The following is a 25187-nucleotide window of genomic DNA, read 5'->3' as shown; positions in this document are numbered from 1 at the left end:
TCTTTGATGCGGAATCGTTAACAAATCCGCCTCGTGCTCCCCCGGACGGCGCCGCGGAGACTGCAAGCCCCGTGTCGATGTGGTTGAGTACTGTGTGAACGTTCGCTTATATGACGGACGGTTCGGCCACGGCTCGCATCCAGACAGTCAGGTCACGGCTTCATCGCCGGTCGGTCACCGCAGATCGACCGCACAGACCGAGGAGGGTCCCATGAAGGTATTCGGCATCGCCACCCCCAACGCACCCGCAGAGGAGATCGAGATCGAGACGCCGGAGCTCACCGGCGCATCCGTCCTCGTCCGCATCACCCACTCCGGCGTCTGCCACTCCGACCTCCACGCACGCGAGGGCTTCTTCGACCTCGGCGACGCGGGCAGGCTCCCCTACACCTCGGCCGGGGCGGAGTACCCGCTGGTCCTCGGCCACGAGATCGTCGGCGAGGTCGTCGCCGCCGGCCCCGACTCCACCGTGCAGCCCGGCGACGAGCAGTTCATCGTCTTCCCCTGGATCGGCTGCGGCGAGTGCCAGGCCTGCGCCGAGGACCGCGAGAACTACTGCATCGGCGCCAAGCGGAACCTCTCCGTCGCCCTCAACGGCGGCTACGCCCGCGAGGTGTGGGTGCCCGATTCGCGCTACCTCGTCCCCGTGGGCGACCTCGACCCGTCCTGGGCCGCCACCCTCGCCTGCTCCGGGCTGACCTCCTACGCCGCCACCACCAAGGTCCTCACCCCCGAGGTCGACCGCCCCATCGCCGTCATCGGCACCGGAGGCGTGGGCCTCAGCGTCATCCCCATCCTGCGCGCACGCGGGCACCGGAACATCGTCGCCGCGGACGTAAGCGAGGCCGCGCTGGAGAACGCGAAGGCCGCGGGTGCCACCGCGACCGTCCTCACCACCGGGGAGAACGCGGTCGCGGATCTCGTCGAGGCGGGCGGGGGCAAGCTCGCGGGCGCCATCGACTTCGTCAACAACGGCGCGACCTCGTCCCTGGCGCTCAGCGCGCTCGGCGTGGGCGGCAAGCTGGTGAGCGTCGGCCTGTTCGGCGGACAGCTGGCCTTCCCCACGACCCTCGTCGCACTCAGCCAGCTCAAGATCGAGGGCAACTTCGTCGGCAGCCTCCCCGAGCTCAAGGCCCTCGTGAAGCTCGCGGGCGAGACCGACCTCCCCCGCCTGCCCATCCAGGAGCGCCCCCTGGAGGCGGAGAACGTCACCGGCGCGCTCGACGACCTCGCAGAGCGCAGGGTCGCCGGCCGCGTGGTGCTCGTCGCGAACTGACGCCTGCGTCCAAGCGCCCATGTCTCACTCTGCTTCGCCTTTCCGGCGGAAATGCGAAGCAGAGTGAGACATGGGCGCTGTTCACGCGCGCGGGGTCAGCCCTGGGCCGCGCGCACCGTCTTGAAGCCCTCGGCCCAGGCCAGCAGGTCCTCGAGCATGGGCTCGAACGTCTGCGCGGAGACCTCCTCCGGGGCGAATGCGCCGTCAGTGAAGTCCGTGAAGATCGAGAAGGACGCGGTGCCGCGGACCGTCGCCGCGCGGAAGTTCGCGAAGGCGAGGCGCCACGCCTCGACCGCCCGCACGCCCTTATCCGCCCCGTAGCTCGCGAAGGCCACGGGCTTGTGCGCGAACTCCGTGCCGACGAAGTCGATCGCGTTCTTCAGCGGACCGGGCACGGAGTGGTTGTACTCCGGGGTGACGACGATGTAGCCGTCGAAGGGCTCCACCGCCGCACCCCAGGCCACCGTGTGCGCGTTCTGGTACTGGTGCGCGCCTCCGGGGATCGGCTCGTCGAGGATGGGCAGGTCGAAGTCCGCATACCGGAGCACCTCGTTCTCCACGCCGCGCTCGTCCAGCTGCGCCTTCACCCAGTCGACGACCTGGGGGTTGAGCGCTCCCGGGCGGTTGCTGCCTGCGATGATTCCGATCCGCGTCATGTCATGGGCTCCTAGGGCTCAGATGAGTGAAGTGGCGCTGCGGCGCACGCCCCGTTCCCGGCACGTGCGGCCGCCCTGCGCCGGACACCGCACATGCAGCGGGTCCGCCGGATGCAAGGATCTGCGGCGGCGGAGTATTCCTTCGACTGCGTCACACTCGGCGTGCGCTCCGCCTCGCGTCCGCTCCGTCCGCCTCGGCCGGCGCTCGGCCCGGCGCTCGGTCCGTCTCGGCCGGCCCCGGCACGCAGCGGAGCAGCACGGCCCGGTGAGAGGCCCTCCCCCTCGCCCAGCCCCTCAGATCCGGCCCGAACGCAGGATGTCGAGGGCGTAGGCGGCGAGCGGCTCCACACCCGCCCCGGTCTCCTCGGGATCGAGGTCGAGGTCGCCCATGCGGCCCTGCTTGAGCCGGGTGTAGACGCCCTCCCGGATGCAGGCCAGCTTCCAGGCCGCGAAGGCGGCGTAGTACGGCACGCGGGAGGTGTCCTGGCCGGTGAGCTCCGCGTAGCGGGCGGTGACCTGCTCCGCGGTGAGACCGCCCTCCTCGACCGTGGGCGTCCAGATGCCGGTGTACTCGATGGGCACGAACATCATCGCGAGCAGGTAGCCGAGGTCCGTGACGACATCGCCCACCGAGGACAGCTCCCAGTCCACGACCGCCTGGACCTCACCGCTGGTGCGGTCGAAGAGCATATTGTTGGGCTTGACGTCACCGTGCACCAGACCCGTGACGGTCTCGGGCGGGATCTCACGGGAGAGCGCGGCCTGCACCTCGCGGATCACCGGGATGTCACGGGTGGTGATGGCCTCGTACTGACCCAGCCAGCGGCGCAGCTGGCGCTCGACGAATCCGCCCGGACGGCGCAGATCGCCGAGGCCCACCGCGTCGATGTCCACCCGGTGGATCTCGGCAAGGGCGTCGACCATGGACCGCATCGAGCCGGCCACGGAGCCCGAGGCCGAGATGAGTTCGAGATCGGCCGGCTCGTGGATGGGGAAGCCGTCGCAGTGGTCCTGGAAGACGAAGGGGACCTCGAGCACGGTGGGGTCGTCGACGATCTCGAGGATGGTCGGCACGGGTACGGACGTGGGGCCCAGCGCGGCCATGATCCTCCCCTCGCGGGAGACGTCGTGCGCGCTGCCGCCCTGGTGCCCCAGCGGCGGGCGGCGCAGGACCCAGCGGTCTGCACCGTCGAGGGTCACCGTGAAGGTGAGGTTGGAACGTCCCACGGAGAGCACGCGGAAGCCCACCGCAGCCTCCTCCACGCCGGCGCGCGCCGCGACCCACGGACGGACCCCCGGCCCGATCCCCGTCGGCAGTCCGGACGGATCCTGAGCGGCTGCGGATGGTGGTTCGTTCGACGTCATCGTCGTCTCTCCTCGTGCCGGGACGCGTCACGGTCCCTCCGGTGGCGGCCGTGCGCGATCCGCCGGACAGCGGTCCGGCGACCGTCTCAGTGCTCGGCCTTATCAAACGTTCAGCAGTCTGGACTATACGCTAGGGAGTCGCGCGCATCACCGCAATCCGCCAGAACACACCCTCGCAGCGAAGGAAGACGATGACTGGTCTGCCACCCACCTCTGCCCCCTCCTCCTCGGATCTGCCCGCCGGGCCGCTCAGCGGCATCGTCGTCGCGGACTTCTCCCGGGTGCTGGCAGGACCGTTCTGCTCCATGACCCTGGGCGATCTGGGCGCGACGGTCATCAAGGTGGAGAGCCCCGGCGGCGACGACACCCGCTCCTGGAGCCCGCCGGTGTACATGGGCCAGGCGAGCTACTACCAGGCCGTCAACCGGAACAAGCACTCGATCGCCCTGGACTTCAAGGATCCGGAGGACCTCGAGGTCGCCAAGCGCATCGCCGCACGCGCGGACGTCTTCCTCCACAACTTCAAGCCCGGGTCCATCGACAAGTTCGGGCTGGGGTACGAGGGCGTGCGGGAGCTCAACCCGCAGGTCATCTACGCCCACATCAGCGGCTTCGGCACGAAGAAGGGCGCGGACATGCCCGGCTACGACGTCCTCGTGCAGGGCGCGGCGGGCCTCATGGACATGAACGGGGATCCGGACGGCCCTCCCGTGCGCTCCGGCGTCTCGATCTTCGACATCACGACCGGGATGACGACCGCGCTGGGCATCACCGCCGCCATCCGCCACCGCGATCTCACGGGCGAGGGCCAGCTCATCGAGAACAACCTCATGAGCAACGCCCTCTTCACCATGACCAACCAGTACCAGGTCGCGCTCAGCGGACAGACCACGCGGCGGGCAGGAGCCGAGCACGGCACCATCTACCCGTACAACGCCTTCCCCACGGGCGACGGCGACCTCATCGTCGTGGGTGCGAACAACGGACAGTTCGCCCGTCTCGCCGAGGTGCTCGGCCACCCGGAGTGGAGCACGGACGAGCGCTTCGACTCGCCGGAGAAGCGCAACGTCAACCGCGCCGAGCTCCGCCCGCTCATGGAGGAGGCGCTCTCCCACAAGGGCAAGCAGGAGTGGTTCGCGCTGCTCACGGAGGCCGGTCTGCCAAGCTCGCCCGTGCAGAGCGTCAACGAGGGCCTGATGACGGCGGAGGAGCTGGGGCTCGAACCGGTGTGGACCACCGGCGAGGAGGGCGGCATCCCGACGATCCGCCCCTCGCTCTCGTTCTCCGCCTCGCCCGTGAGCTACCGGAAGCAGCCGCCGGAGCTGGGCGAGGACGGCGACGCCGTCCGTGCCTGGCTGGACTCCGAGGACTGACACCCGCACCCGGCGCAGACCGGAGGGGCCCGGGCGATTCGTTCGCCCGGGCCCTCTCGCGTCCGCCGGGGACGGGATCGCGGCGGGCCGCACCGGACCCTCGGGCTCGGCCTTGTGGGATCCGGACTCCTCCCCTAGTGTGATCGGTGACATGCAAGAACGATCGTTCTTCCTCCGTACGCTCCGGAGCCGACACAGGGAAAGAGACGATGAAGTCACTGGCCTCCGCGCTCTCACGCGCCTTCTACCGATTCCTGCCGGACTCCCTCGTGGTGGCCGTGCTCCTCACCCTTGTCACGTTCGTCCTCGCCGCGACGGTCGAGAAGCAGAACCCCATCGATCTGGTGAGCATGTGGGGCGGGTCCGCCTGGGACCTGCTCGCGTTCTCCATGCAAATCGCGATGCTTCTCCTCACCGGGTACATGCTCGCGAGCACACCCCTCGTCGATCGCGGACTCGACGCACTCGCGCAGAGGGTCCGCAGCCCTCGCGCCGCGGTGGCCATCGCCACCTTCGCCGGGGCGCTCGGCACGTGGCTCAACGTCGGATTCGGCCTGGTCATCGGTGTGGTCCTCGCGAGGAAGCTCGCCCGCACGGTGCCGGGGATGCACTACCCGCTCGCCGTCGCAGGGGGATATGCGGGCTTCTCCCTCTACGGGATCGGCCTCTCCGGCACCATCCCGCTCACCATCGCAACGCCGGGGCACATCCTCGAGGAGCAGATGGGAGTCGTGCCGACGACGGAGACGATCTTCGCTCCCCTCGTGCTCCTCACGGCGGCGGTCGTGATCCTCGGCCTCCCGGCATTCGTCGCGCTCCTCCACCCGAAGGACGCCGCAGAGGTCATCGAGCTGCGGCTGCCGCAGCCGGCGCCTCAGGAGGAAGCCGGGAAGGAGGCCGGCGGGGGAGAGACTCTGGCAGATCGGCTCAACCGCAGCCCTGCGATCGGCATCTTCATCGGCCTGCTCGGAATCAGCTACACGGTCCTCCACTTCGTCGGCCGGGGAGCCGTCGACTTCGACATCATCAACCTCGCCTTCCTCTCCCTCGCCCTCCTTCTCTTCGCCCGGCCCAGCGCGTTCCTCGCAGCGCTGCGGAACAGCATCGGGGTGGTCAGCGGGGTCCTCGTCCAGTACCCGCTGTACGCCGGGATCATGGGCGTGCTGGCGGGCTCCGGGCTCATGGTGACCTTCGCGGGGGTCTTCGCCGGCGTCTCGACCCCGGAGACGCTGCCGTTCTTCAGCTTCCTGTCCGGCGGGATCATCAACCTGCTCGCCCCCTCGGGCGGCGCGCAATGGGCCGTGCAGGGCCCCATCATGGTGGAAGCCGCCGGCAGCATGGGCGCCGACTATGCGGCGACCGCGCTCGGTGTGGCCTACGGGGACCAGTGGACCAACTCCATCCAGCCCTTCTGGATCCTGCCGGTGCTCGCCATCTCGGGAATCAAGCTGAGAGACGTGATGGGGTATCTCTTCCTCATCATGCTGTTCCTGGGCATCGTCTACGGCGCCTCGATACTTCTCCTCGGGTTCCTGTGATGGGCCGGCGACGACCGCTCGGCACGCTGAGCGGACCGCACGAGACCGAGAGCCAGGTCCACCTGCAGCCGCACGAGCTCGTCCGCACTGTGCGGGCCGTCAGGCCGGTACCAGGCGGACATGGAATTGCACAGGGACACCGCCGCACGCGTCGCGCTGGGCACGTCCAGCACGTCGAAGTCGCCGGCCGCCCGCCCTTCGCTGATCACCGCACGGAAGACGGCTTCCGAGCGGTCCCGCTGCTCGACCACGGCCGCGCGCCTCTCCCCTGCGAGATACCGGAACTCCGTGATGCCCACGAGCGAGGCCTGCGGCTTGTCGACGATGAATCGCACGTAGGCGCTCACTGCCGCCGCCAGCCGCCCAGGAGGTCCGCCTCCTGCGTCCGCGACCGCGGTCTCGAGGGAGTCGGCGAGCTCCCGCGAGGTCGATTCGAGCACGAATTCGAGGATCTCGTCCTTCGAGCCGAAGTAGTTGTAGAGGTTCGACAGCGACGTCCGGGCGAGCGCGGCGATGCTCCGCGTCGACGCTCCGTGGAACCCGCGTTCGGCGAACGCCTCCAGCGCAGCGGCGATCACCGTCGCCCTGTCGATGAAGTGGGGCGCCGCCCGCCGTCTCGTCCCGTTCTCCCGCACAGCTCGACATCCTGCCACACGACCGCACCGCCTCCGCCCCGTCGGAAAGGACTGACAATGGCCGATTCCCCCACGGAGACCGCTCCGGACACTGCGACCGTCCGCCCGGGCAGACGGTTCAGCGCCGGCGTGCGCGCCGCCGCCGGCACCTCTCCCCTGTCCGCGGCCGCCGAGGCGGTGCGGATCGCGCTGGCCGAACTCGCGGTGCCGGACACCGCCGTCCGCTGTACCGCCGTCGACGTCCTGCGCCCCTTCGGGCGCGGACGGGCGGATGCACGGCCGGGGACGCTCACCGTCGACGTTGTGGTCACCGCCGTCGCCGCCTCCCCGCCCGGCGGGATCGTCGAAGCCGTGCTCACCGTCGTCGAGGACGCAGCTGCCGCACAGCGGCCGCCGGCCGCCACCCGGCCCGAGGCCGATGCGGCGGATCCCCAGCGCGCCGGCGAGATGCGGATCAGCATCACGGCGGGGATCGGCCTCCCGCCCGCCGATCCCGCGGACTGCCCCGGATCCCGCCTGTGGGGGCGCCTGCTGCAGGCCCGCCTGGACGGAGACCCCCGCACAGCGGATCTGCTGGCGAGCTACGACGGCACGATGGGGATCCGGATCGGAGGCCGCGAACTGCACATCCGGTGCTATCGCGGTCAGGTGCTGGAGATCGTCCCACGGTCGCTGCTCGGCGCGGACTTCATCGTCGACATCCCGGGAGACGAATTCATCGCGCTCATGACCCACGACCGCTACTCGTTCATGGAGTCCGCCATGCGCCGCAGGCTCGGCTCCTCCGGGTCTGGCTACGAGTATCTGCGGATGACCTCCGCCCTCGTCCACATCATCGAGCTCGCACGCACCATGGCGGTGGAAGCCGGCTGGGGCGTCCCGTTCGCACCCGGTGCCGCACGGAGCGGAGAGTCCGCATGAGTGCCGCATCCACCACGCTCCGCGCGCATCAGCTGACGGTGGACGGGCGGACGGCCTTCGTCCAGGACTGGGGGCCGGAACACGGCCGTCCGCTCCTCGCCATCCACACGGCCGGACAGTCCGGGGTCCAGTACAGGGACGCGGCCCGCGAACTCGCAGCCCTCGGGTACCGCGTGCTCGTGCCGGATCTGCCGGGCCACGGCCATTCGGAACCGGCGCGCGGCGGTCCCGTCACGGATCTCGCCGACTACGCGAGGTTCTGCCTGAAGGCGCTCACACTCCTGCGGATCGACCGTCCCGTGGTCGTCGGCTGCTCGATCGGCGGGAAGATCGCGCTCGAGATCGGCGCTCTCGCCGGGGACGGGATCGCGGCGATCATCGCGATGGCGGCGAACGCCGAGGCGGGGCATGTGAACATCCGCGCCATGCGCAGAGAGCTCACCGACATCTCCGCACCCTCTCGCTCCGATCGCACCTACTGGGGAACGCTCGCGGTGATGGGAAGCGCCGTGAGCACCCGTCGCAGGGAGCTCATCGGCCGCATGCACTGCAGGGAGGATCCGCAGGTCTCCGGCTCCGACCTCCTCGCGTGGGGAACTCACGACGTCGCCGAGCGACTGCCGCGGATCACCGCGCCGACCCACCTGGTGGTGGGAGACGACGACCTGTGGGTCGATGCCGAGCGCGTCGGACGTGCCGCCGGACGAATCGGCCGCTCCCGATTCACGCGGCTCCCCGGGATCGGGCACTATCCCATGGAGGAGATGGACGACTTCGCGGACGTGATCGACGGATGGGTCGAGGACCTGCTCGCCCTCGGTGCACACACGGCCGCAGGCGCTTCGGCCCCGGCAACCCCACCAGAAGGAGAGAACCCATGACCGCAGCGACCTCCGCACCCACTCTCTACGGCAGCCTCCGGACCTGGGCGGACGCCGCTCCTCAGCGAGAGCTCCTGATCCAGGTGGACCCGGTTCCGGATGAGCACCGGGAACGCGGCAGGCCCGGAGGCCCCCGCCGCGCGGAGGCGAGCGCAGTCTCCACCACCGTCGCAACGGCGGAGGAACTCCTCGCCCTCGCGGATTCCCGCGCGGCCTGGATGCAGGGGCGGGACATCGGGCCGGGCTCCTGCATCGCCGTCTGGCTGCCGTCGTGGATCGAGGCGGTCGCCTGGCAGTTCGCAGCGTCCGCGGTCGGCGCCCACGTCATCGGCGTGAACACGCGCTACAACGTCGCAGAGGTGGGCCACGTGCTCAGGAAGGCCCGGCCCTCGGTTCTCGTCGCCGCTCACGGCTTCCAGCGCCTGGACCTCCTGCGCACCCTCACCCGTGCCGCCGAAAGCCTCCCTACAGACGCCCCCAGGCCCTTCGTCCTCGTCGCACCCGCACCGAACGCGCCCGCACCGCCACGCCCGGAGGACTGGGACCTGGGGGCGGGAAGCGCGACCACCCTGGACATGCCCCGTCCCGATGCAGGCGCCTCGGCCTCGTTCCGGCTGGTGACGACGGGGACGCAGCAGGGCACCCCCTCTCCGGCGGAGCGCACGGGAGGTGCGGCGAGCGTGCAGGATGTCGCGGACGATGACCGTGACGTGCTGGCGGTGGCCTTCACCACCTCGGGCTCCACGGGCATGCCCAAGCTCGCGGCGCACAGCGAGGCCGGAACGGTCGCCCATCTGCGGGCCGTGGCCGCTCGCCTGGAGTTCCGCACGGGTGACGTCATGGTGGAGCCTCTCCCCTACTCCGGCACATTCGGATACACCGCGGTGATGGCCGCGCTGTTCGGCGGAGCGAGTGTCGTCATCCAGCCCGCGTTCGACCCGGCCGCGCTGCTGGAGGTGTGGCACGCACGCGGGGGCACGCACTACGTCGGAGGGGACGACATGCTCGTCCGGATCGCACAGGCCTGGAGAGAGCGTCCGTACGACCTCTCCACGTGGCGGTGGACCGGGGTGGCGGACTTCCAGGGCGCCTCCCACGAGATCGCCCGCTGGTCCGCCGACAGGTTCGGGACGACGACGGTGGGCGTCTACGGCTCGTCCGAGGTCTTCGCCCTCACCTCGTTCTGGCCCTCCGGGACAGCCGCGGAGCTGCGTGCACGCGGGGGCGGTCAGCTCGCATCACCCTCCTACGCCTACCGGATCGCGGACCCTGCCACGGACGCCGAGGTGCCGACCGGAGAGCGCGGAGAGATCCAGCTGCGCGGTCCCAACGTGGTCGACGCGTACCTGGGCGACGAGGGCGAAGGTGCGAAGGCCTTCACCGGGGACGGCTGGTTCCGCTCCGGCGACCTGGGAGACCGGGTGGACGAGCACTCGTTCGCGTACGTGTGCAGGATGGGCGACGTCCTCCGGCTCAAGGGGTTCATGGTCGATCCGGCGGAGATCGAGGGTCACATCGCCGGCCATCCGGCCGTCGACACCGCGAAAGTGGTGGGACGCACCGGCCGGTCGGGGGAGACCGAAGCGGTGGCCTTCGTGGTCCTCGCCGCAGGCGCTGAGGTGACCGGCGACGAGCTGCGGGACTACACGCGGGAGAGCCTCGCACGCTACAAGGTGCCGGCCGAGGTGCGGATCGTCGAGGAGATGCCGACCACGGCCGGGACCAACGGCTCGAAGATCCGCGCGGTCACCCTGCGCGAGTGGGCTCAGCTGCCCTCCTCGCCCCGCTGAGCCCGGCGGGGCATCCGCCTTACGCCGCCCTGGGCCCGCTGTCGCACCGCCTTCTCAGCTGGGACGGTGCGGCAGCATGACCTCCTCGAAGTACCGTTCTCCCAGTGGGGTGAGGAGTTCGCTGTCGTCGTCCGGGTACCACTCGTCGAAGTCCGCGAACGTCCCCTCGTCCTCATAGCCCAGCTCCGTGACGACCTCCCGCCATTCGTCCACGGCGGCGGGGACGGCCTCGACCGAACCCTCCGGCAGCAGACCGTCCCGCACCTTCTCCTCCACGAGGCCCTCGGAGGCCGCGCGGATGAGCGCCTGGGTCTCGTCGTCCATCTCGGCGAAGGAGCCTCCGTGCTCCCGGACCAGCTCAGCGGCCGCGTAGTTGCCCGCGAGGTCACCGCGGCGCGACTGGACGAACTCATCGGCCATCGCGTCGAAGACGAGCTGCCGGACCGCCAGCGGCCACGACTCCCATGCGCTGCCCGCGAACACCCCGCCCGGCCCGCGGGCGAAGGTCACATCGGTCGTGTAGGCGACGTCGTTGGCGACCTCGAACACCCCGGCCGTCTCCGCGGGCAGGGTCGCGGTGAGCGTGCAGTCGATGGTGTTGCGCTGGAGAGCTTCGAACACCTCGGTGTATTCGAGCGAGACCGGCGAGGCGGAGACCGCTTCCAGCTGCGCGCTCTGGGCGGTGGACGAGGCGCGCACCTGGTTCCCGTTCCAGTCGGCGGCGGTGGTGTGCGGCTCCGAGCACAGGGACATGACGGCGCCGGCGGCGTTGAGGGGGCTGAGGGGCACGAGGCCCTTGTCCTCGAACTCGGCGAGGAGGTTCTCGTCCTGCCAGGCGAGGTCTCCCAGGGCGGCGTTCGCGGCGAGCTCGTCGACGAGCGGAGAGGTGCCCGTGAGTGTGGTGCCGGTGACCCAGGCCTGGAAGACCGGGTACTCGTCCGGCTGGTAGATGGGGAGCATGTAGGCGATGTCGACGCGCCCGTCCACCAGCGCGTCACCGAGCTCCGTGTAGCCGGCGATCCCCTGCGCATAGGTGGTGTCGACCGTGATCTTCCCTCCCGACTTCTCCTCCAGGTTCTTCTTGAACGCCTGCGCACGGTAGGAGTCCGGCCCCTCCGCGGACTGCGCGGAGGGCTGATACGTGATGGTCAGGGGCTCGATGTCCTCGAAGGCGGCCGCGATCTCCGCGTCCGAGGCGTCGTGCGCGTAGCCCTCCCCGCCGCCGGCTCCTCCGCCTCCGCTCCCGGCAGATCCCGCCGAACCCGCACAGCCGGCGAGAGCGAATGCGGCGACGCCCATCGTCGCCGTCACCTGCACGGCCTTCGTCCTCAGAGCTTTCACGGTGGACCTCCTCGTCTTGCACCAGATCTCTGATCATGATCCACAGTGATCATTCGATAAGGCGCTGTCAAGAGCCCAGCATCCAGAGCATCGCGTCGAACTTCGACACGCCGGGGCGGCATGCAGAGGCAGACCAGAGCGCCAGGACTGATTGAAAAGTTATATGGACAGAAACATTTTCAGTTGAAAACTGTCTATTGACTCTGACTATGCATATGAGTAAATTGACTGACATCCAGGCTCACCGACAGGCCGAGGTGTCGCGAGCTCCGGTGCAGAAGACCTGGAATCCACACGAGAATCAAAGGAGATCCTCATGCGCATATCCACCAGGAGCCTCTGCGGAGCGGCGACGACTGCCGGTGCCGCGTTCGCACTCGCAGCCTGTGGCGGCGTCGCCGGGGCAGGCGGCGGCGATGCCGGCACCGCTTCATGGCAGGGAGCGAACTACATGCCCGAGCAGAACTCATTCAGCCGGGCATTCGTCGGCGTCACGGAGTTCCTGGCGGAGGAGGGCGTCGCGGACACCGAGGTGTTCCACCAGGAGTCCCTGCTGGCCGCCGCGGACATCCTGCCCGGGATCGCGGACGGCCGCGCGAACGTCGGGATCATCAATCCCTTCTACTACCCGGGTGAGCTGCCGCTCACGAATGTCGCGAGCGTTCCCTTCATGTCCCAGGACCCGGCCTCGCACACGGACGCCATGAACGAGATGTACCGGAGCAGCGAAGCGCTGCAGGCCGAGTACGACAAGGCCGGGGTCCACCTCGTCTCGTTCGTCCCGGTGGCCACGACGATCGTGGGCTCGAGCTCTCCCATCGAGACGGTCGAGGACTTCGACGGCAAGCAGATCCGGGCCGTCGGTCTCCTCTCGGACACCATCAGCCAGATCGGCGCGAATCCCGTCTCGATCTCCGCCGGCGAGGTCTACCAGTCGGTGGAGACCGGGGTCATCGACGGCTACACGTCCTATCCCTTCGACATCGCGATCCAGAACAGCTTCCACGAGGTCGCGCCCCATGTGTCCGATCCCGGCTTCGGGGTGTACTCGGTGGGCGCCATCCTCATGAACGGCTCCGACTGGGACGGGCTCACGGATGAACAGCGGTCGGCCATGGAGGCACAGGTGGACACGTTCGCCGCAGACGCCTCCGGCTTCGTCGCGAGCGATCTCGAAGAGAGCTGCACCGCCTATCTGGAATCCGGCAGCACGCCGGTCGAGTTCTCCGAGGAGGAGCGGGAGAAGCTGCGGGACCAGGTGGGCGATTCACAGATCGAGTCGTGGAAGTCCGATGCGGTCGCCGCCGGTGTCGAGGCGACGGACGCCGATGCGTTCCTCGAGGAGCTGCAGTCGCAGATCGCCGAGCGCGAAGGAAGCTCGGACACAGATCTCTCCATCCGTCCCTGCCTCGCACAGGCCGGCTGACGACAGCGGCGCGGGCCGCAGCCCTGCCCTCATCCCCCTCCTCTCGAACGACGGGTCGCAGAACATGAAAGCACTCGACACATTCTCCAGACGCCTGTCACGCACGTTCGCCGTGATCGCCTCGCTGACCATCGCGCTCATCATGCTCCTGACCGTGGCTGACGTGGTGCGCAGGTCCCTCACCGGCCGGTCGATCCCGGGCACCACGGAGTTCAGTGAGGTGTTCCTCGTCGCTGCCGCGTTCCTCGGCCTCGCGTACGCCATGCGCACCGGGGCACATGTGGCCGTCGACCTCGTGATCGAACGGATGCCTGCGCGTGCGGGCAGGATCATCTTCACCGCAGGCATGGTCCTCGCGCTCGCCGTGCTCGTCTGGATGATGTTCCAGACGGGCAACGCGGCGCTGCGTTCGATCTCCGCAGGCGAGTACCGCTACGGGCTCATCCAGGTGCCGATCTGGCCGGCGAAGGCCGTGATCCCCCTCGCCCTGGCCGCACTGATCCTCGAATGCGTCGTCACCCTGGCGAAGACGTGGCGCAGCGGGACGGCGGAAGACGGTGCAACCGAGGCCGGCGCGGAAGGGAGGGCATGAACATGGAGCCGATCATCCTCCTCGTGGTCGTCGCGGCCATCGTCATCCTGCTCGCGCTGCTGGCCGCCGGCATTCCCGTCGCCTTCGCTCTCGCAGTCTCCGGAGCGCTCGGCCTCTTCGTCCTCTCCGGCTCGTCCACCGCTTCCTCGGCGCTCGCGAGCCTCCCCTACCAGTCCACGGCGAAGGTGGCACTCGTCGTCATACCCATGTTCGTCCTCATGGGAGTGCTCGCGGAGAAGGCGCGGATCGCCGAGGACGTCTTCCTGCTGGGCCACCGCCTCCTCAGAAGGCTCCCGGGCGGTCTCGCCCTCGCCTCCCTGTTCGCATGCGCGGCCTTCGGCGCGGTCTCCGGATCCAGCGTGGCGACCACCGCCACCATCGGCCGGATGTCGATAGCACAGATGCAGAAGTACGGGTACAGCACCTCCTTCGCCGCCGGAGTCGTGGCGGCCGGCGGAACGCTCAGCTTCCTCATCCCGCCGAGCATCGTCCTGGTGGTCTACGCTCTGCTCACGGGCGAGTCCGTCGGTGCCACGCTGAGCGCGGGCATCATCCCCGGCATCATCACGGTGATCGTCTTCGGACTGCTCATCCTCGTGCGCGCGAAGCTCAAGCCCTCGCTGGTCTCCGGCAATGTGCCAGTGCTCACCGGCGCAGCAGCGGCGGGGAGGACTGCGGTCGCCGAGGCGGCCCCGACCTCCGCAGCAGCCTCCCCCGGCGGCGAGAGCACGCACCCCGCAGACCCCGATGACCCCACCGACGCGATGCTGGCGGAGAAGCGCAAGGGCTATGCGGGGGCGCTCAAGATCGCGCTGCTCTTCACCATCGTGATCGGCGGCATCTACTCCGGCGTCCTCACCGCCACCGAATCCGCCGCCTTCGGCGCGGCCACGGCACTCGTCATGCTGCTGCTGGACGGCTTTCGCCAGGGGCGCAGCGCGCTCATCGTGAGCATCCGCGAGTCCTTCTCCGAAGCCGCCTCCGTCTCGAGCTTCATCTTCGGCATCCTCATCGGGGCCACAGTGTTCACGTACTTCCTCGTGTCCGCCGGGGTTCCCACGCAGTTCGCCACGTGGGTGATCAGCCTGAATCCGTCACCGGCGCTCGTGGTGATCCTCCTGCTCGCCCTCATGATCCCGCTCGGGATGTTCCTCGACTCGCTCTCCGTCCTGCTCATCGTCATCCCCATCGCATATCCCCTGGTCACCGGCCTGGGATATGACGGCATCTGGTTCGGCATCCTCATAATCAAGATGGTCGAGCTCGGACTGATCACACCGCCGGTGGGAATGAACGTCTTCGTCCTCGCCGGTACCCGCGGGGTGACGGTGGCCAACGCGTTCCGCGGCGTCGCATGGTTCGTCCCTGCGGAGCTGCTGGTGGTCTCGATCCTCTTCACCTTCCCGGATCTCGTGACCTGGCTGCCGAGCACCATCCGCGGCTGAACGGCCTCCCTCGGCGGCTGCGGGCGCACGGGCTCCGGCTCCTCGATCCGCCCTCCTCCACTCCACCGAACGCCCCCGGGCACAGACCCATGCACACCCCTCTGCGAAGGAGCATCCGCACAATGGAACGACGTGAACTGCTGGACGCCTCGGGCGCTCTGGCCCCGGACACCGAACCACCGCTGGACACGGCGGCCACGCGCAGTGCGCTCGAACTCATGCTGCTGTCCAAACTCGTGGACGAGCGGGCGTTCAGCCTGCAGCGGCAGGGTCGCATGGGCACCTACTCCGCCGTCCGAGGGCAGGAGGCCTCCGTGGTGGGAAGCTGCCTGCCGCTGGATCCGGGCACGGACTGGATCGTGCCGCAGTACCGTGAGCTGCCCGCCCTGCTGCGCCACGGACTCTCGATCGAGGGCATCCTCTCCTACTGGAAGGGCAACTCTGCGGCCGCCCGCATCCCCGAGGGCGTGAAGGTGCTGCCCCCGCAGATCGGCCTGGCCGCGCAGCTGCCCCACGCAGTGGGCCTCGCCTGGGGACTGAAGCTGCAGGGCGACCCGGGGGTCGTCATGACCTTCGTGGGCGACGGCGGTTCCTCCGAGGGCGATTTCCACGAGGCCCTCAACCTCGCCGGGGTGAGGAAGGCGCCCGTGGTCTTCGTCCTGCAGAACAACGGCTGGGCCATCTCCACACCCCGGTCCAAGCAGTCCGCAGCGGAGAGCTTCGCGGAGCGCGGAGCCGGCTACGGCGTGCCCTCCGCGCTGGTTGACGGCAACGACCTGTTCGCAGTGACCCGGGCCGCCGCCGAGGCCGTCGCCCGGGCACGCGCAGGAGACGGACCCACCCTCATCGAGACGCAGACCTACCGCCTGGGTGCGCACAACACCGCAGACGATCCCAGCAAGTACGTGGACACGGGCGAGAAGCTCAGCTGGGAACAGCTCGATCCCATTCCTCGCGTCATCGCCCATCTCCGCGCGCAGTCCGCGCTCACTGACACCGACCTCGCCGAGATCGAGGAACGCAACCGCAGCGAAGTGGACAGGGCGATCGAGGCGCTCGGTGCCGTGGGTCCACCGCCGCCGGAGTCCCTGTTCGACCATGTGTGGTCCCAGCCGGACGCCCGCCTGCTCAGACAGCGGGAAGAGATACTCCACACAGCTCAGAAGGGAGCTGACCGATGACCGTCATGACCATGATCGAAGCGATCCGGAGCACCATCCGCGAGGAGATGCTGCGCGATGAGAGGGTGATGGTCCTCGGCCAGGACATCGGGAAGCTGGGCGGCGTCTTCCGAGCCACGGAGGGCCTGCAGGCGGAGTTCGGGGAGGACCGGATCGTCGACATGCCGCTGGCCGAGGCCTCCATCGTGGGCTCCGCCCTGGGGTTGTCGTTGTCGGGGATGAACCCCATCGCCGAGCTCCAGTTCATGGGCTTCACGCATCAGGCCTACCATCAGATCGTGCCGCAGCTGGCACGCTTCCGGTACCGCTCGCAGGGGCGCTTCACCACGCCCGTGACGATCCGCGCGCCCTTCGGCGGCGGAGTGCGCGCCCCGGAGCTGCACTCGGATGCGATCGAATCGCAGTTCACGCACGTGCCCGGCCTGCAGGTCGTCATGCCCTCGACCCCTGCCGAGGCCAAGGGCCTGCTCACCACAGCAGTGCGCGGCGAGGACCCGGTGCTGTTCTGCGAGCCGCTCAAGGGCTACCGCCTGGTGAAGGGAGACGTGCCCGAGGGCGAACACACGATCCCCTTCGGAAAGCTGCGAGTGGCGCGCGACGGTACGGACGTCACGCTCTTCGCCTGGAGCGCCGCGGTCCAGCTCGCGGAGAAGGCAGCCACAGAACTCGCACGCGAGGGGATCTCCGCCCAGGTGGTGGACCTCCGCACCCTTGTGCCGCTGGATGTGGACGGAATCCGCGAGGCGGTTGCGGGCACCGGCCGCGCGGTGGTGGTGCACGAGGCACCGCTGACCTCGGGTTTCGGCGCAGAGGTCGTCTCCACCATCCAGGAGGAGGCGTTCTACTCGCTCGAGGCTCCTGTGCTGAGGGTCACGTCTCCGGACGTGCCCTATCCGAACATCGGCATCGAGGAGACCTTCCTGCCTGATGCGGACCGTGTGGTCGCGGCCGCGCGCACGGCGGTGAACGCCCGATGAACACGTTCTCCTATCATCTGCCCGATGTGGGCGAGGGCCTCGACGAGGCAGAGATCATCAGCTGGAAGGTGTCCGTGGGCACGAAGGTGGTGCCCGACCAGGTGCTCGCCGAGGTGGAGACGGACAAGTCCGTGGTCGAAGTCCCCTCCCCCGTTGCGGGAACCGTCACGGCACTGGCCGGAGAACCCGGCGACATGGTCGAGGTGGGTGCCGTCTTCGTGGAGATCGCGCTCGCCGAGGCCGGAGACGGTGACTCTCCCGCGGCCGGCGCTCCCCTCGCCCCGGCTGCCGACGGACATCTGGCGGGACAGGAGGCTCCCCCCTCACAGAAGGCTCCTGCGGCCACGTCGACCGGAGTCTCCGCGGCCTCGGACCCGGCCGCCGCCTCGGCGGAATCCGCAGCGGGCCGCAGGCGCGTGCTGGCTTCCCCTGCTACGCGCAGGGCGGCACTGGACCTGGGCGTGGATCTGCGGGAGGTGCCGGGATCAGGCCCTGGTGGCCGGGTGACCAAGGACGATGTGCTGGCAGCCGCCCAGGTCGGTTCCGTCGCCGCGGCTGCCGTGGAGGCAGGCCTCCCGGCCGAGGGCGCAGCGACATCCGAGGACACGGCTGCCACCACCGGCACAGCGAGCGGGGTCCTCCCTTCCGCGGCCTCGGCGGCGGCTGCTCCCACGAAGGGCGCCTCTGCCGCAGCCGGCAGATTCCGGGCCGATGCCCCCGTACTGCCCTCAGCGGCAGGTCCTCGCAGGGAGGACGAAATCGCACCGCTGCGGGGACTGCGCAGGCAGATCGCGAAGAACATGACGGAGTCATGGCAGCAGGTCCCGCACATCACGGACTTCCGCGAGATCGACGCCTCCGGGCTCGTCGCCGCGCGGCGTGCCGTGAACGCGCATCTGGCCGAATCCGGCCGGGGAGGGAAGATCACCTATCTGCCGTTCCTGGTGCGGGCGGTGTCGATCGCCCTCGCCCACAACCCCACGTTCAACGCCGCACTCGACATGGAGAAGGAGCAGATCACCTACTACGGGCATCGCAGCATCGGTCTGGCGGTGTCGACGGAGGCAGGGCTCTTCGTGCCGGTGCTCAAGAACTCTCAGGCGCTGTCGCTGGTGGGGATCTCCCAGGCCGCTCAGTCCTTGGCGGAGCGGGCACGGGCGCGGACGATCACCAGCGAGGAGATGTCCGGCGGCACCTTCACGATCACCAACTTCGGCTCCTACGGCGGCTGGCTGGGCACGCCCATCATCCGCCCACCCGAGGCCGCCATCGCGGGCTTCGGCAGGATCGCGGACCGGGTGGTCGCCGAGGACGGCGCGCCGGTGGTCCGCCCGATCCTGCCGCTCGCGGTCTCGGCCGACCACCGGCTCATCGACGGGGCGGACATGGGCGTGTTCCTGGAGCAGCTGACGGCGCTTCTGGAGGACCCCGTACGGATGCTGGCAGAGGAGTTCTGATGGTTATCAGGAGACGGAGTGTGTGCATGCGGGAGAGGAACGGCTGATGGTCGTCGGAGAGATGCCGGAAGGGCTCGACCTCCTCGTCATCGGCGCGGGCCCCGGCGGGTACACCACTGCACTTGAAGCCGCCGCACAGGGGCGCAGTGTGACGCTGGTCGACAGAGCGGGCGCGGAGGGAATCGGAGGAACCTGCCTGCTGGAGGGATGCATCCCCTCCAAGGCACTCATCGAAGCCGCGGAGCTGCGCAATCGCGCGGTGACCTTCGCCGACTCCGCTCTGGGCTTCTCCTCTGGGCCGGTGGACCTGGGGCGGTTCCAGGCGTGGAAGGGTGGACTCGTCTCACGCCTGTCGAAGGGGGTCCACGGCGCGCTGAGGAAGGCCGGGGTCCAGATCGTCGCAGGCTCCTTCACCTTCACGGGGAAGGCCCGCGGCGTCATCGAGCTGGGAGGCGAGAGCCCGCCCCGGCACGTCGAGTTCGAGGATGCGGTGATCGCGGTCGGCTCCGCCGCCGTGCAGATCCCGCCGGTGCCGTTCGACGGGGCAACGGTGTTCGACGCCGCGGGCATCCTCGCACTCACGGAGCTGCCCGAACGGCTCGCGGTGGTGGGCGGCGGATACATCGGGATCGAGATCGGCACGGCGCTGCGCAAACTGGGCAGCTCCGTGACGGTGGTCGAGGCCGCGGACACGATCCTGCCGGGCATGCCCGCGGGAGCGCAGAAACAGGTGGCGCGCCGTGCCGGCCGGTTGGGGATCGAACTCCTCACCGGCCGCACCGCCCAGGGCTGGGACGGCAGGCGCCTGAGCATCGCCGATTCCTCCGGGGCCACGACCGCCGTCGAGGTGGATGCGGTGCTGGTCGCCGTGGGGCGCAGGCCGGCCACCGGTGATCTGGGCCTGGCCGAGGCCGGCATCCGGGTCGACGCCTCCGGGCTCATCCCCGTGGATGCGGGCTTCCGGGCGGCACCCCGGATCGCCGCAGTGGGCGATGTGGTCACCGGCCCGGCGCTCGCGCACAAGGCCATCGCAGAGGCGAAGATCGCCGTGCGCTCCCTGTGCGGGCAGAGCGCCGCGCTGTCCTCCACGACGATCCCGCTCGTCGTCTTCAGCGATCCCGAGGTGGCTGTCACGGGCCTCACCTCAGCGGCCGCCGAGGCCGAGGGCCTGCACACGCGCGTGGTGCGGCTCCCGCTGGGCGCCTCGGGCCGCGCTGCGACGATGGAGGCGGCGGAGGGCTCCGTCGAGCTGGTCGTGGACACGGAGACCGATGCCGTCATCGGCGGCGTCCTGGTGGGACCGCACGCCTCCGAGCTCATCGGGGAGGTCACCCTCGCCGTCGAGATGGCGGCGAGTCCGGCGGACCTCGCCCTCACCGTCCATCCCCATCCCACGCTCTCGGAGCTGGTGCAGGACACCGCGGCCGCACTGCTCCCCCGTACCTGATCCCCCTCCCACAGCCGCTGTCGGGCCGGCGTCCGCCGGTCCAGGAAGAAGGCACACATGGTCACGATGGCCGTACTCCACGAGGTCGGAAGGCCTCTCGTTCTCGAAGACCTCGAACTGCCGTCCCTCGGCCCCGACGATGTCCGGGTCAGGATCGCCGCCGCCGGGGCCTGCCATTCGGATCTGTCCTATATGAACGGAACCGTCGTCTCGGAGCTGCCCGTCGTCCTCGGGCACGAAGCCTCCGGCCGCATCGCGGAGGTGGGGGCGAACGTCACGGACCTGGAGCCCGGGCAGCCGGTGGTCCTGAACTGGGCGCCGCCGTGCCGGGAGTGCTGGTTCTGCCGCGCGGCGCAGCCCTGGCTGTGCTCCGCCGTTGAGAGGGCAGGCACCTCGGCCCCCTACACCGCACGGGCGGATGGCACAGCGGTGCACAGAGCACTCGGCGTGGGAGCCTTCGCCGAGGAGGTGATCATGCCCGCTCATGCCGTGGTGCCCGTCCCGGAGGGCCTGGACATGGCCCACGCGGCACTGCTCGGCTGCGCAGTCCTCACCGGGGTGGGAGCCGCTGTCAACACCGCCGGCATCGGTGAGGGGGACAGCGTTCTGGTCGTCGGGCTGGGCGGCATCGGGCTCTCGGCGATCATGGGCGCCCGCCTGGCCGGGGCATCGCGGATCATCGCCGCCGATGTCTCGGAGGCCAAGCGCGATTTCGCCCTGCAGATGGGAGCGACGGACTTCGTCCTGTCGACGGACTCCCTCAGCCGTGACGTCCGTGCGCTCACCGAGGGCCGCGGCGCAGATCACTCCCTCGAATGCGTGGGTCTGTCGGCCACCATCAGAGCGGCGTGGAAGTCGACCCGCCGAGGCGGCGAGTGCACGGTCGTGGGTGTCGGAAGGGCGGATGACCAGGTCAGCCTCAGCGCGATGGAGATCTTCCACTTCAACCGGACCCTGCGGTCTTCCGTCTTCGGCTCGAGCGATCCCGTCCGTGATGTGCCCCGTATGGCAGAACACGCTCTCGCAGGTGACCTCGATCTCGAGGCCATGATCTCCCATAGAATCGGCCTCGATGAGCTCTCCGACGGCTTCGAACGGATGGGCCGCGCGGAAGGGGCGCGGTCCGTCGTCGTCATGGAGTGATGAGAGGTTCGAGTGAACAGTCGCAGGCCTGCCGCCCGGGGTACCCGGGCCGCGCGGAAGGACCTCGATCGGATCGACCTGCAGCTGCTGCGGCTCCTGGTCCAGGATTCCCGACGCTCCCAGCGGTCCCTGGCGAAGGAGGTGGGGCTGTCCGCTCCTGCCGTCGCGGAGCGGATCGCGCAGCTCGAGGCCGCGGGAGTGATCACCGGGTACACCACGCAGATCGACCTCGAGGCGCTGGGCTACGGCCTCACGGTCTATGTGAACGTGCAGCGCGAGCTGGGACCGGAGCACCGCGAGCAGTCACGGCAGCTGACCGACATCGAGGAGGTCGAGAAGGTCGTCATGACGACCGGCTCACACGATCTCCTGCTCAAGATCAACGTGCGGGACAGGGACCATCTCAACGATGTTCTGTTCAACAAGCTGATCGAAGGCAACCTCCGCATCCTCCATTCCGACACCCGGGTGAGCCTGGCCGCGTTCGAGCGCGACGACTACCGCGTCAGAGTCCTCGACCAGCTGCTCGCCGACCTGGGAGCCGAGGACTGACCGACGCCCGGCTCCCGCCGGTGCGCAGCGTCCCCTTTCGAGTACCGGGGGCCGCCAGGGCCGTCGAAGGCCGCGTGCCGCCGAGTACCGCGTGCCGCCGGGGCCGGCTCTCTGTCCGCTTCCGCCCCGCACCAGCCCCGACAGTCATTTCACCCCCTGCAAAGGAGCAACAGCATGTCGATCTATCAGGTTCTCAATCCCGCGACCGGTGAGGTCGTGGAGACGTATCCCACTGCCACGGACGCTCAGATCGCTGAGGCCCAGCAGCGTTCCCATGACGCTTTCGGTCCGTGGGCGGCCCGGCCGGTGGCTGAGCGGGCTGCGATCCTGAACAAGGTCGCAGACATCTACGCCGAACGCGCCGACGAGCTCGCCGGGATCATCCACGAGGAGATGGGGAAGAAGGTGGTGGAGGCCAAGGGCGAGCTGAAGCTGTGCCAGCTGATCTACCGGTACTTCGCCGAGCACGCCGAGGCGTTCATGGCCGATGAACCCCTGCGGGGGACAGCGCCGGAAGACCAGGCATTTGTACGCCGGCGTCCGGTCGGGTCGATCCTGGGGATCATGCCCTGGAACTTCCCCTACTACCAGGTCGCGAGGTTCGCGGCCCCCAACCTGGCACTCGGGAACACGATCATTCTCAAGCACGCACCCCAGGATCCGAAGTCCTCGGCCATCATGGAAGAGATCTTCCACGAGGCCGGAGTCCCCACGGATGCCTACATCAACGTGTATGCCACGAATGAGCAGGTCGCGGACATCCTCCTGCCCTCACCCCTGAACCACGGTGTGTCCGTGACCGGGTCGGAACGGGCAGGGTCGGCCGTCGCCGCGGAGGCGGGGCGGAACCTGAAGAAGGTCGTCCTGGAGCTGGGCGGCTCGGACCCCTACATCCTTTTGGACACGAAGGATGTGAAGAAGTCGGCGAAGACCTTCTTCGCCACACGGATGGGTAACACAGGTCAGGCGTGCAACAGCCCGAAGCGGATGATCATCGCAGAAGACCTCTACGACGAGTTCGCCACGGAGCTCACGGCGCTGGCGAAGGCTGCGACTCCGGAGGATCCGACGGTGGAGGGCTCGCCCCTGTCGCCGCTGTCCTCACCGGCGGCCAGGGAGCGGTTCATGGAGCAGGTGGAGGCGGTGAAGGCCGATGGGGCCACGGTCCTCGCCGGCGGAGATGCGTATGAGACGCCCGGGGCGTTCGTGCAGCCGGTCGTATTCGAGGGAGTACGGCCGGGCATGCGCGGCTATCACGAGGAGCTGTTCGGTCCCGCGTTCATGCTGTTCAAGGTCAGCAGCGAGGATGAGGCGGTGGAGCTGGCCAATGATACGCCGTTCGGTCTGGGCGCGGCCGTGTTCTCGGAGGACCTGGGACGGGCCGAGCGTGTGGGCTCCCAGATTCAGGCCGGCATGGTGTTCCTCAATACCCCGGAAACGTCCCGCGAGTTCCTGCCGTTCGGTGGGATCAAGCGCTCGGGTGTGGGGCGTGAGCTGGGACCGCTGGCGATGGATGAGTTCGTCAACAAACAGCTCGTCTACAAGAAGGGCTGAGGCTTGTGGGCCGTCCCGGGCGCCGCAGCACCGGGACGGCCCATACCGCACATTGATTCCCGGAGTACACTGATTTGCGGGTGATTATTTCGCTTCCGAGCGCTAAAGGAGATGTTCGATGACGCACAAGCCGCGCCCCCGCCCCGACACCCCGCACTACATGACCGAGGACCGCCTCGAGCTCCAGCAGCTCGCCCGCCAGTTCTCCCGTGAGGTCGTCCTGCCCATCGCCAATGAGCTCGATCCCGTCGAGGGCGACTTCCCCCGCCACATGGTCGACCAGATGGCAGACATGGGATTCTTCGGCATCCTCATCCCCGAGGAGTACGGCGGGCTCGGCCTCGGCGTCTTCGAATACTGCCTCGTCGCAGAGGAGCTCTCCCGTGCCTGGATGAGCGTGAGCGGCCTCCTGGCCCGCGGCAACGGCATGGGCGGCGGCTTCTCCGAGGAGCAGGAGCAGCGTCTCCTGCCCAAGGTCGCCACCGGCGAGTACCTCGGCGCCTTCGCCCTCTCCGAGGCCGAGGCCGGCTCCGATGTCGCGAACATCCAGTGCCGCGCAGAACAGGATCCGGCCACGGGGGAATGGGTCATCACCGGTACGAAGATGTGGTGCACCTACGCGGATCAGGCCGACTACGTCATCCTCTTCGCCCGCACCGGCACGGATCCGGATCCGTCCAAGCGTCACCGGGGGATCTCGGCGTTCCTGCTGGAGAAGGAGCGCGGGACGTTCCCGGAGGGCATGACGGGAACCCCGGCGCGCAAGATCGGGTACTTCGGGTGGAAGACCTGGGATCTGAACTTCGACGGCCTGCGGCTGCCGGCAGATGCGCTCCTCGGCGAGAAGGGCCGCGGGTTCTACCAGGCGGTGTCCGGGCTCGAGGTCGGGCGCGCCCATACCGCAGCCCGCTCGATCGGACTGGCGCAGGCCGCGCTGGAGGACTCCGTCGCGTACATGAAGGAGCGCGAGCAGTTCGGCCACAAGCTCGCCGACTTCCAGCATCTGCGGTTCAAGATCGCAGACATGGCCGCCAAGATCGAGGCATGCCGCCAGCTCATGTACCACGTGTGCACACAGATCGACACAGGCGCCCGGTGCGACAGGGAGGCGGCGATGGTGAAGTACCTGGCCGCGGAGATGGCGGAGGAGGTCACCAGCCAGGCCGTGCAGATCCACGGCGGGGCCGGCTACACCAAGGACTTCCCGGTGGAGCGCCACTGGCGAGATGCACGTCTGACCAAGATCTTCGAAGGCTCCTCCGAGATCCAGATGCGCATCATCAGCGACGACATCCTCGGCCGCAGCTGACCCCTGAACCGACCGCGGGCCTCGGGAGGCGGGAAGCACCGCCCCCGAGGCTCGCGCCGGTTCTTCTAGGCCTTCATTTTATTGGTCAAACGGCCAATATTATGGGATGCTTACGTGTGATGCGGGGTACACAAGCCTCTGCGCAGAGCTTCCATCCTCGACGCTCACGCAGACCGGCACCGCCATGCGCATCAAGCATGGGAAGAGACACGTCCTGGCAACAGGCCGACGCTCTGAGTACTGCCGCATGTCACTCGCTGCAAAGGAGCATCACCATGTCGACATACCAGATTCTCAACCCTGCGACCGGTGAGGTCGTCGAGGAATA

At 68.9% G+C, this 25187-nt stretch carries 21 protein-coding genes; 17 read left to right on the top strand and 4 right to left on the bottom strand.

The window, feature by feature from the left end; genetic code table 11:
* The first annotated feature begins 211 nt into the window (after window positions 1-211).
* A complete protein-coding gene (locus tag ABD240_RS07710) occupies window positions 212-1276 on the top strand; it encodes an alcohol dehydrogenase (RefSeq protein ID WP_344336726.1) in 1065 nt (354 codons plus the stop codon).
* 95 nt (window positions 1277-1371) lie between these two features.
* Here the strand turns inward: ABD240_RS07710 and ABD240_RS07705 are convergent, their stop codons facing one another.
* Entirely contained in the window at window positions 1372-1932 is a 561-nt protein-coding gene (locus ABD240_RS07705) for an NADPH-dependent FMN reductase (protein WP_344336724.1), read from the bottom strand.
* Between the two features lie 294 nt (window positions 1933-2226).
* On the bottom strand, window positions 2227-3297 hold the full coding sequence (locus tag ABD240_RS07700) for a phosphotransferase family protein (protein WP_344336722.1): 1071 nt from the start codon (window positions 3295-3297) through the stop codon (window positions 2227-2229).
* 191 nt (window positions 3298-3488) lie between these two features.
* On the opposite strand from ABD240_RS07700, the gene ABD240_RS07695 reads away from it, so the two are divergent.
* Both ABD240_RS07695 and ABD240_RS07690 read left to right on the top strand, forming a co-directional pair.
* Window positions 3489-4670, top strand: a complete 1182-nt coding sequence (locus tag ABD240_RS07695) for a CaiB/BaiF CoA transferase family protein (RefSeq protein WP_291791974.1) — start codon at window positions 3489-3491, stop codon at window positions 4668-4670.
* Window positions 4671-4879: 209 nt separating this feature from the next.
* The gene (locus ABD240_RS07690; protein WP_344336720.1) at window positions 4880-6208 is read left to right on the top strand and encodes a short-chain fatty acid transporter; all 1329 of its coding nucleotides are present in this window, start codon (window positions 4880-4882) and stop codon (window positions 6206-6208) included.
* Here ABD240_RS07690 and ABD240_RS07685 read toward each other — a convergent pair.
* Window positions 6172-6843 carry a TetR/AcrR family transcriptional regulator gene (locus ABD240_RS07685; protein ID WP_344336719.1) on the bottom strand — a complete coding sequence of 224 codons (672 nt, stop codon included), beginning with the start codon at window positions 6841-6843 and terminating at the stop codon, window positions 6172-6174. The genes ABD240_RS07690 and ABD240_RS07685 overlap by 37 nt on opposite strands.
* A 57-nt stretch (window positions 6844-6900) precedes the next feature.
* Here ABD240_RS07685 and ABD240_RS07680 point away from each other — a divergent pair, with 57 nt between their 5' ends.
* The 3 genes from ABD240_RS07680 to ABD240_RS07670 are packed head-to-tail and all read left to right on the top strand — an operon-like array spanning window position 6901 to window position 10435.
* Complete coding sequence (locus tag ABD240_RS07680; protein WP_344336717.1) at window positions 6901-7764, top strand: hypothetical protein; 864 nt, start codon at window positions 6901-6903, stop codon at window positions 7762-7764.
* On the top strand, window positions 7761-8645 hold the full coding sequence (locus ABD240_RS07675; RefSeq protein ID WP_344336715.1) for an alpha/beta fold hydrolase: 885 nt from the start codon (window positions 7761-7763) through the stop codon (window positions 8643-8645). The genes ABD240_RS07680 and ABD240_RS07675 overlap by 4 nt, the downstream gene beginning before the upstream one ends.
* Window positions 8642-10435 (top strand): AMP-binding protein, encoded by a 1794-nt coding sequence (locus tag ABD240_RS07670; protein WP_344336712.1) that lies wholly within the window; start codon window positions 8642-8644, stop codon window positions 10433-10435. Before ABD240_RS07675 ends, ABD240_RS07670 begins: the two co-directional genes overlap by 4 nt.
* A 54-nt stretch (window positions 10436-10489) precedes the next feature.
* On the opposite strand, the gene ABD240_RS07665 is transcribed toward ABD240_RS07670, so the two are convergent.
* Complete coding sequence (locus tag ABD240_RS07665; protein WP_344336710.1) at window positions 10490-11776, bottom strand: type 2 periplasmic-binding domain-containing protein; 1287 nt, start codon at window positions 11774-11776, stop codon at window positions 10490-10492.
* Window positions 11777-12092: 316 nt separating this feature from the next.
* Between ABD240_RS07665 and dctP the strand changes: the two genes are divergently transcribed.
* The 11 genes from dctP (at window position 12093) to ABD240_RS07610 (ending at window position 24859) form a co-directional block, all read left to right on the top strand.
* Window positions 12093-13202, top strand: a complete 1110-nt coding sequence (gene dctP, locus ABD240_RS07660; RefSeq protein WP_344336708.1) for a TRAP transporter substrate-binding protein DctP — start codon at window positions 12093-12095, stop codon at window positions 13200-13202.
* Between the two features lie 64 nt (window positions 13203-13266).
* Window positions 13267-13794, top strand: coding sequence for a TRAP transporter small permease (locus ABD240_RS07655; RefSeq protein ID WP_291791997.1), 528 nt, complete (start codon window positions 13267-13269; stop codon window positions 13792-13794).
* On the top strand, window positions 13791-15239 hold the full coding sequence (locus tag ABD240_RS07650; RefSeq protein ID WP_344336705.1) for a TRAP transporter large permease: 1449 nt from the start codon (window positions 13791-13793) through the stop codon (window positions 15237-15239). Before ABD240_RS07655 ends, ABD240_RS07650 begins: the two co-directional genes overlap by 4 nt.
* 122 nt (window positions 15240-15361) lie before the next feature.
* Window positions 15362-16420, top strand: a complete 1059-nt coding sequence (locus ABD240_RS07645; protein WP_291792002.1) for a thiamine pyrophosphate-dependent enzyme — start codon at window positions 15362-15364, stop codon at window positions 16418-16420.
* Complete coding sequence (locus ABD240_RS07640; protein WP_291792005.1) at window positions 16417-17397, top strand: alpha-ketoacid dehydrogenase subunit beta; 981 nt, start codon at window positions 16417-16419, stop codon at window positions 17395-17397. Before ABD240_RS07645 ends, ABD240_RS07640 begins: the two co-directional genes overlap by 4 nt.
* Window positions 17394-18854 carry a dihydrolipoamide acetyltransferase family protein gene (locus tag ABD240_RS07635; RefSeq protein ID WP_291792008.1) on the top strand — a complete coding sequence of 487 codons (1461 nt, stop codon included), beginning with the start codon at window positions 17394-17396 and terminating at the stop codon, window positions 18852-18854. The genes ABD240_RS07640 and ABD240_RS07635 overlap by 4 nt, the downstream gene beginning before the upstream one ends.
* Before the next feature lie 46 nt (window positions 18855-18900).
* Window positions 18901-20301, top strand: a complete 1401-nt coding sequence (locus tag ABD240_RS07630) for a dihydrolipoyl dehydrogenase family protein (protein ID WP_344336702.1) — start codon at window positions 18901-18903, stop codon at window positions 20299-20301.
* A gap of 57 nt (window positions 20302-20358) precedes the next feature.
* Window positions 20359-21444, top strand: coding sequence for a Zn-dependent alcohol dehydrogenase (locus tag ABD240_RS07625; RefSeq protein ID WP_291792011.1), 1086 nt, complete (start codon window positions 20359-20361; stop codon window positions 21442-21444).
* Window positions 21445-21456: 12 nt separating this feature from the next.
* Window positions 21457-21996 (top strand): Lrp/AsnC family transcriptional regulator, encoded by a 540-nt coding sequence (locus ABD240_RS07620; protein WP_291792014.1) that lies wholly within the window; start codon window positions 21457-21459, stop codon window positions 21994-21996.
* 174 nt (window positions 21997-22170) lie between these two features.
* Window positions 22171-23550, top strand: a complete 1380-nt coding sequence (locus tag ABD240_RS07615; protein WP_344336699.1) for an NAD-dependent succinate-semialdehyde dehydrogenase — start codon at window positions 22171-22173, stop codon at window positions 23548-23550.
* A 118-nt stretch (window positions 23551-23668) separates the two neighbouring features.
* Complete coding sequence (locus ABD240_RS07610; protein ID WP_291792019.1) at window positions 23669-24859, top strand: acyl-CoA dehydrogenase family protein; 1191 nt, start codon at window positions 23669-23671, stop codon at window positions 24857-24859.
* The last annotated feature ends 328 nt before the right edge of the window (window positions 24860-25187 follow it).

The sequence above is a fragment of the Brevibacterium salitolerans genome, assembly GCF_039531405.1.
Lineage (GTDB): Bacteria > Actinomycetota > Actinomycetes > Actinomycetales > Brevibacteriaceae > Brevibacterium > Brevibacterium salitolerans.
Note: the sequence above shows the minus strand (reverse complement) of the source record. Positions and strands in the feature narration are given on the sequence as shown.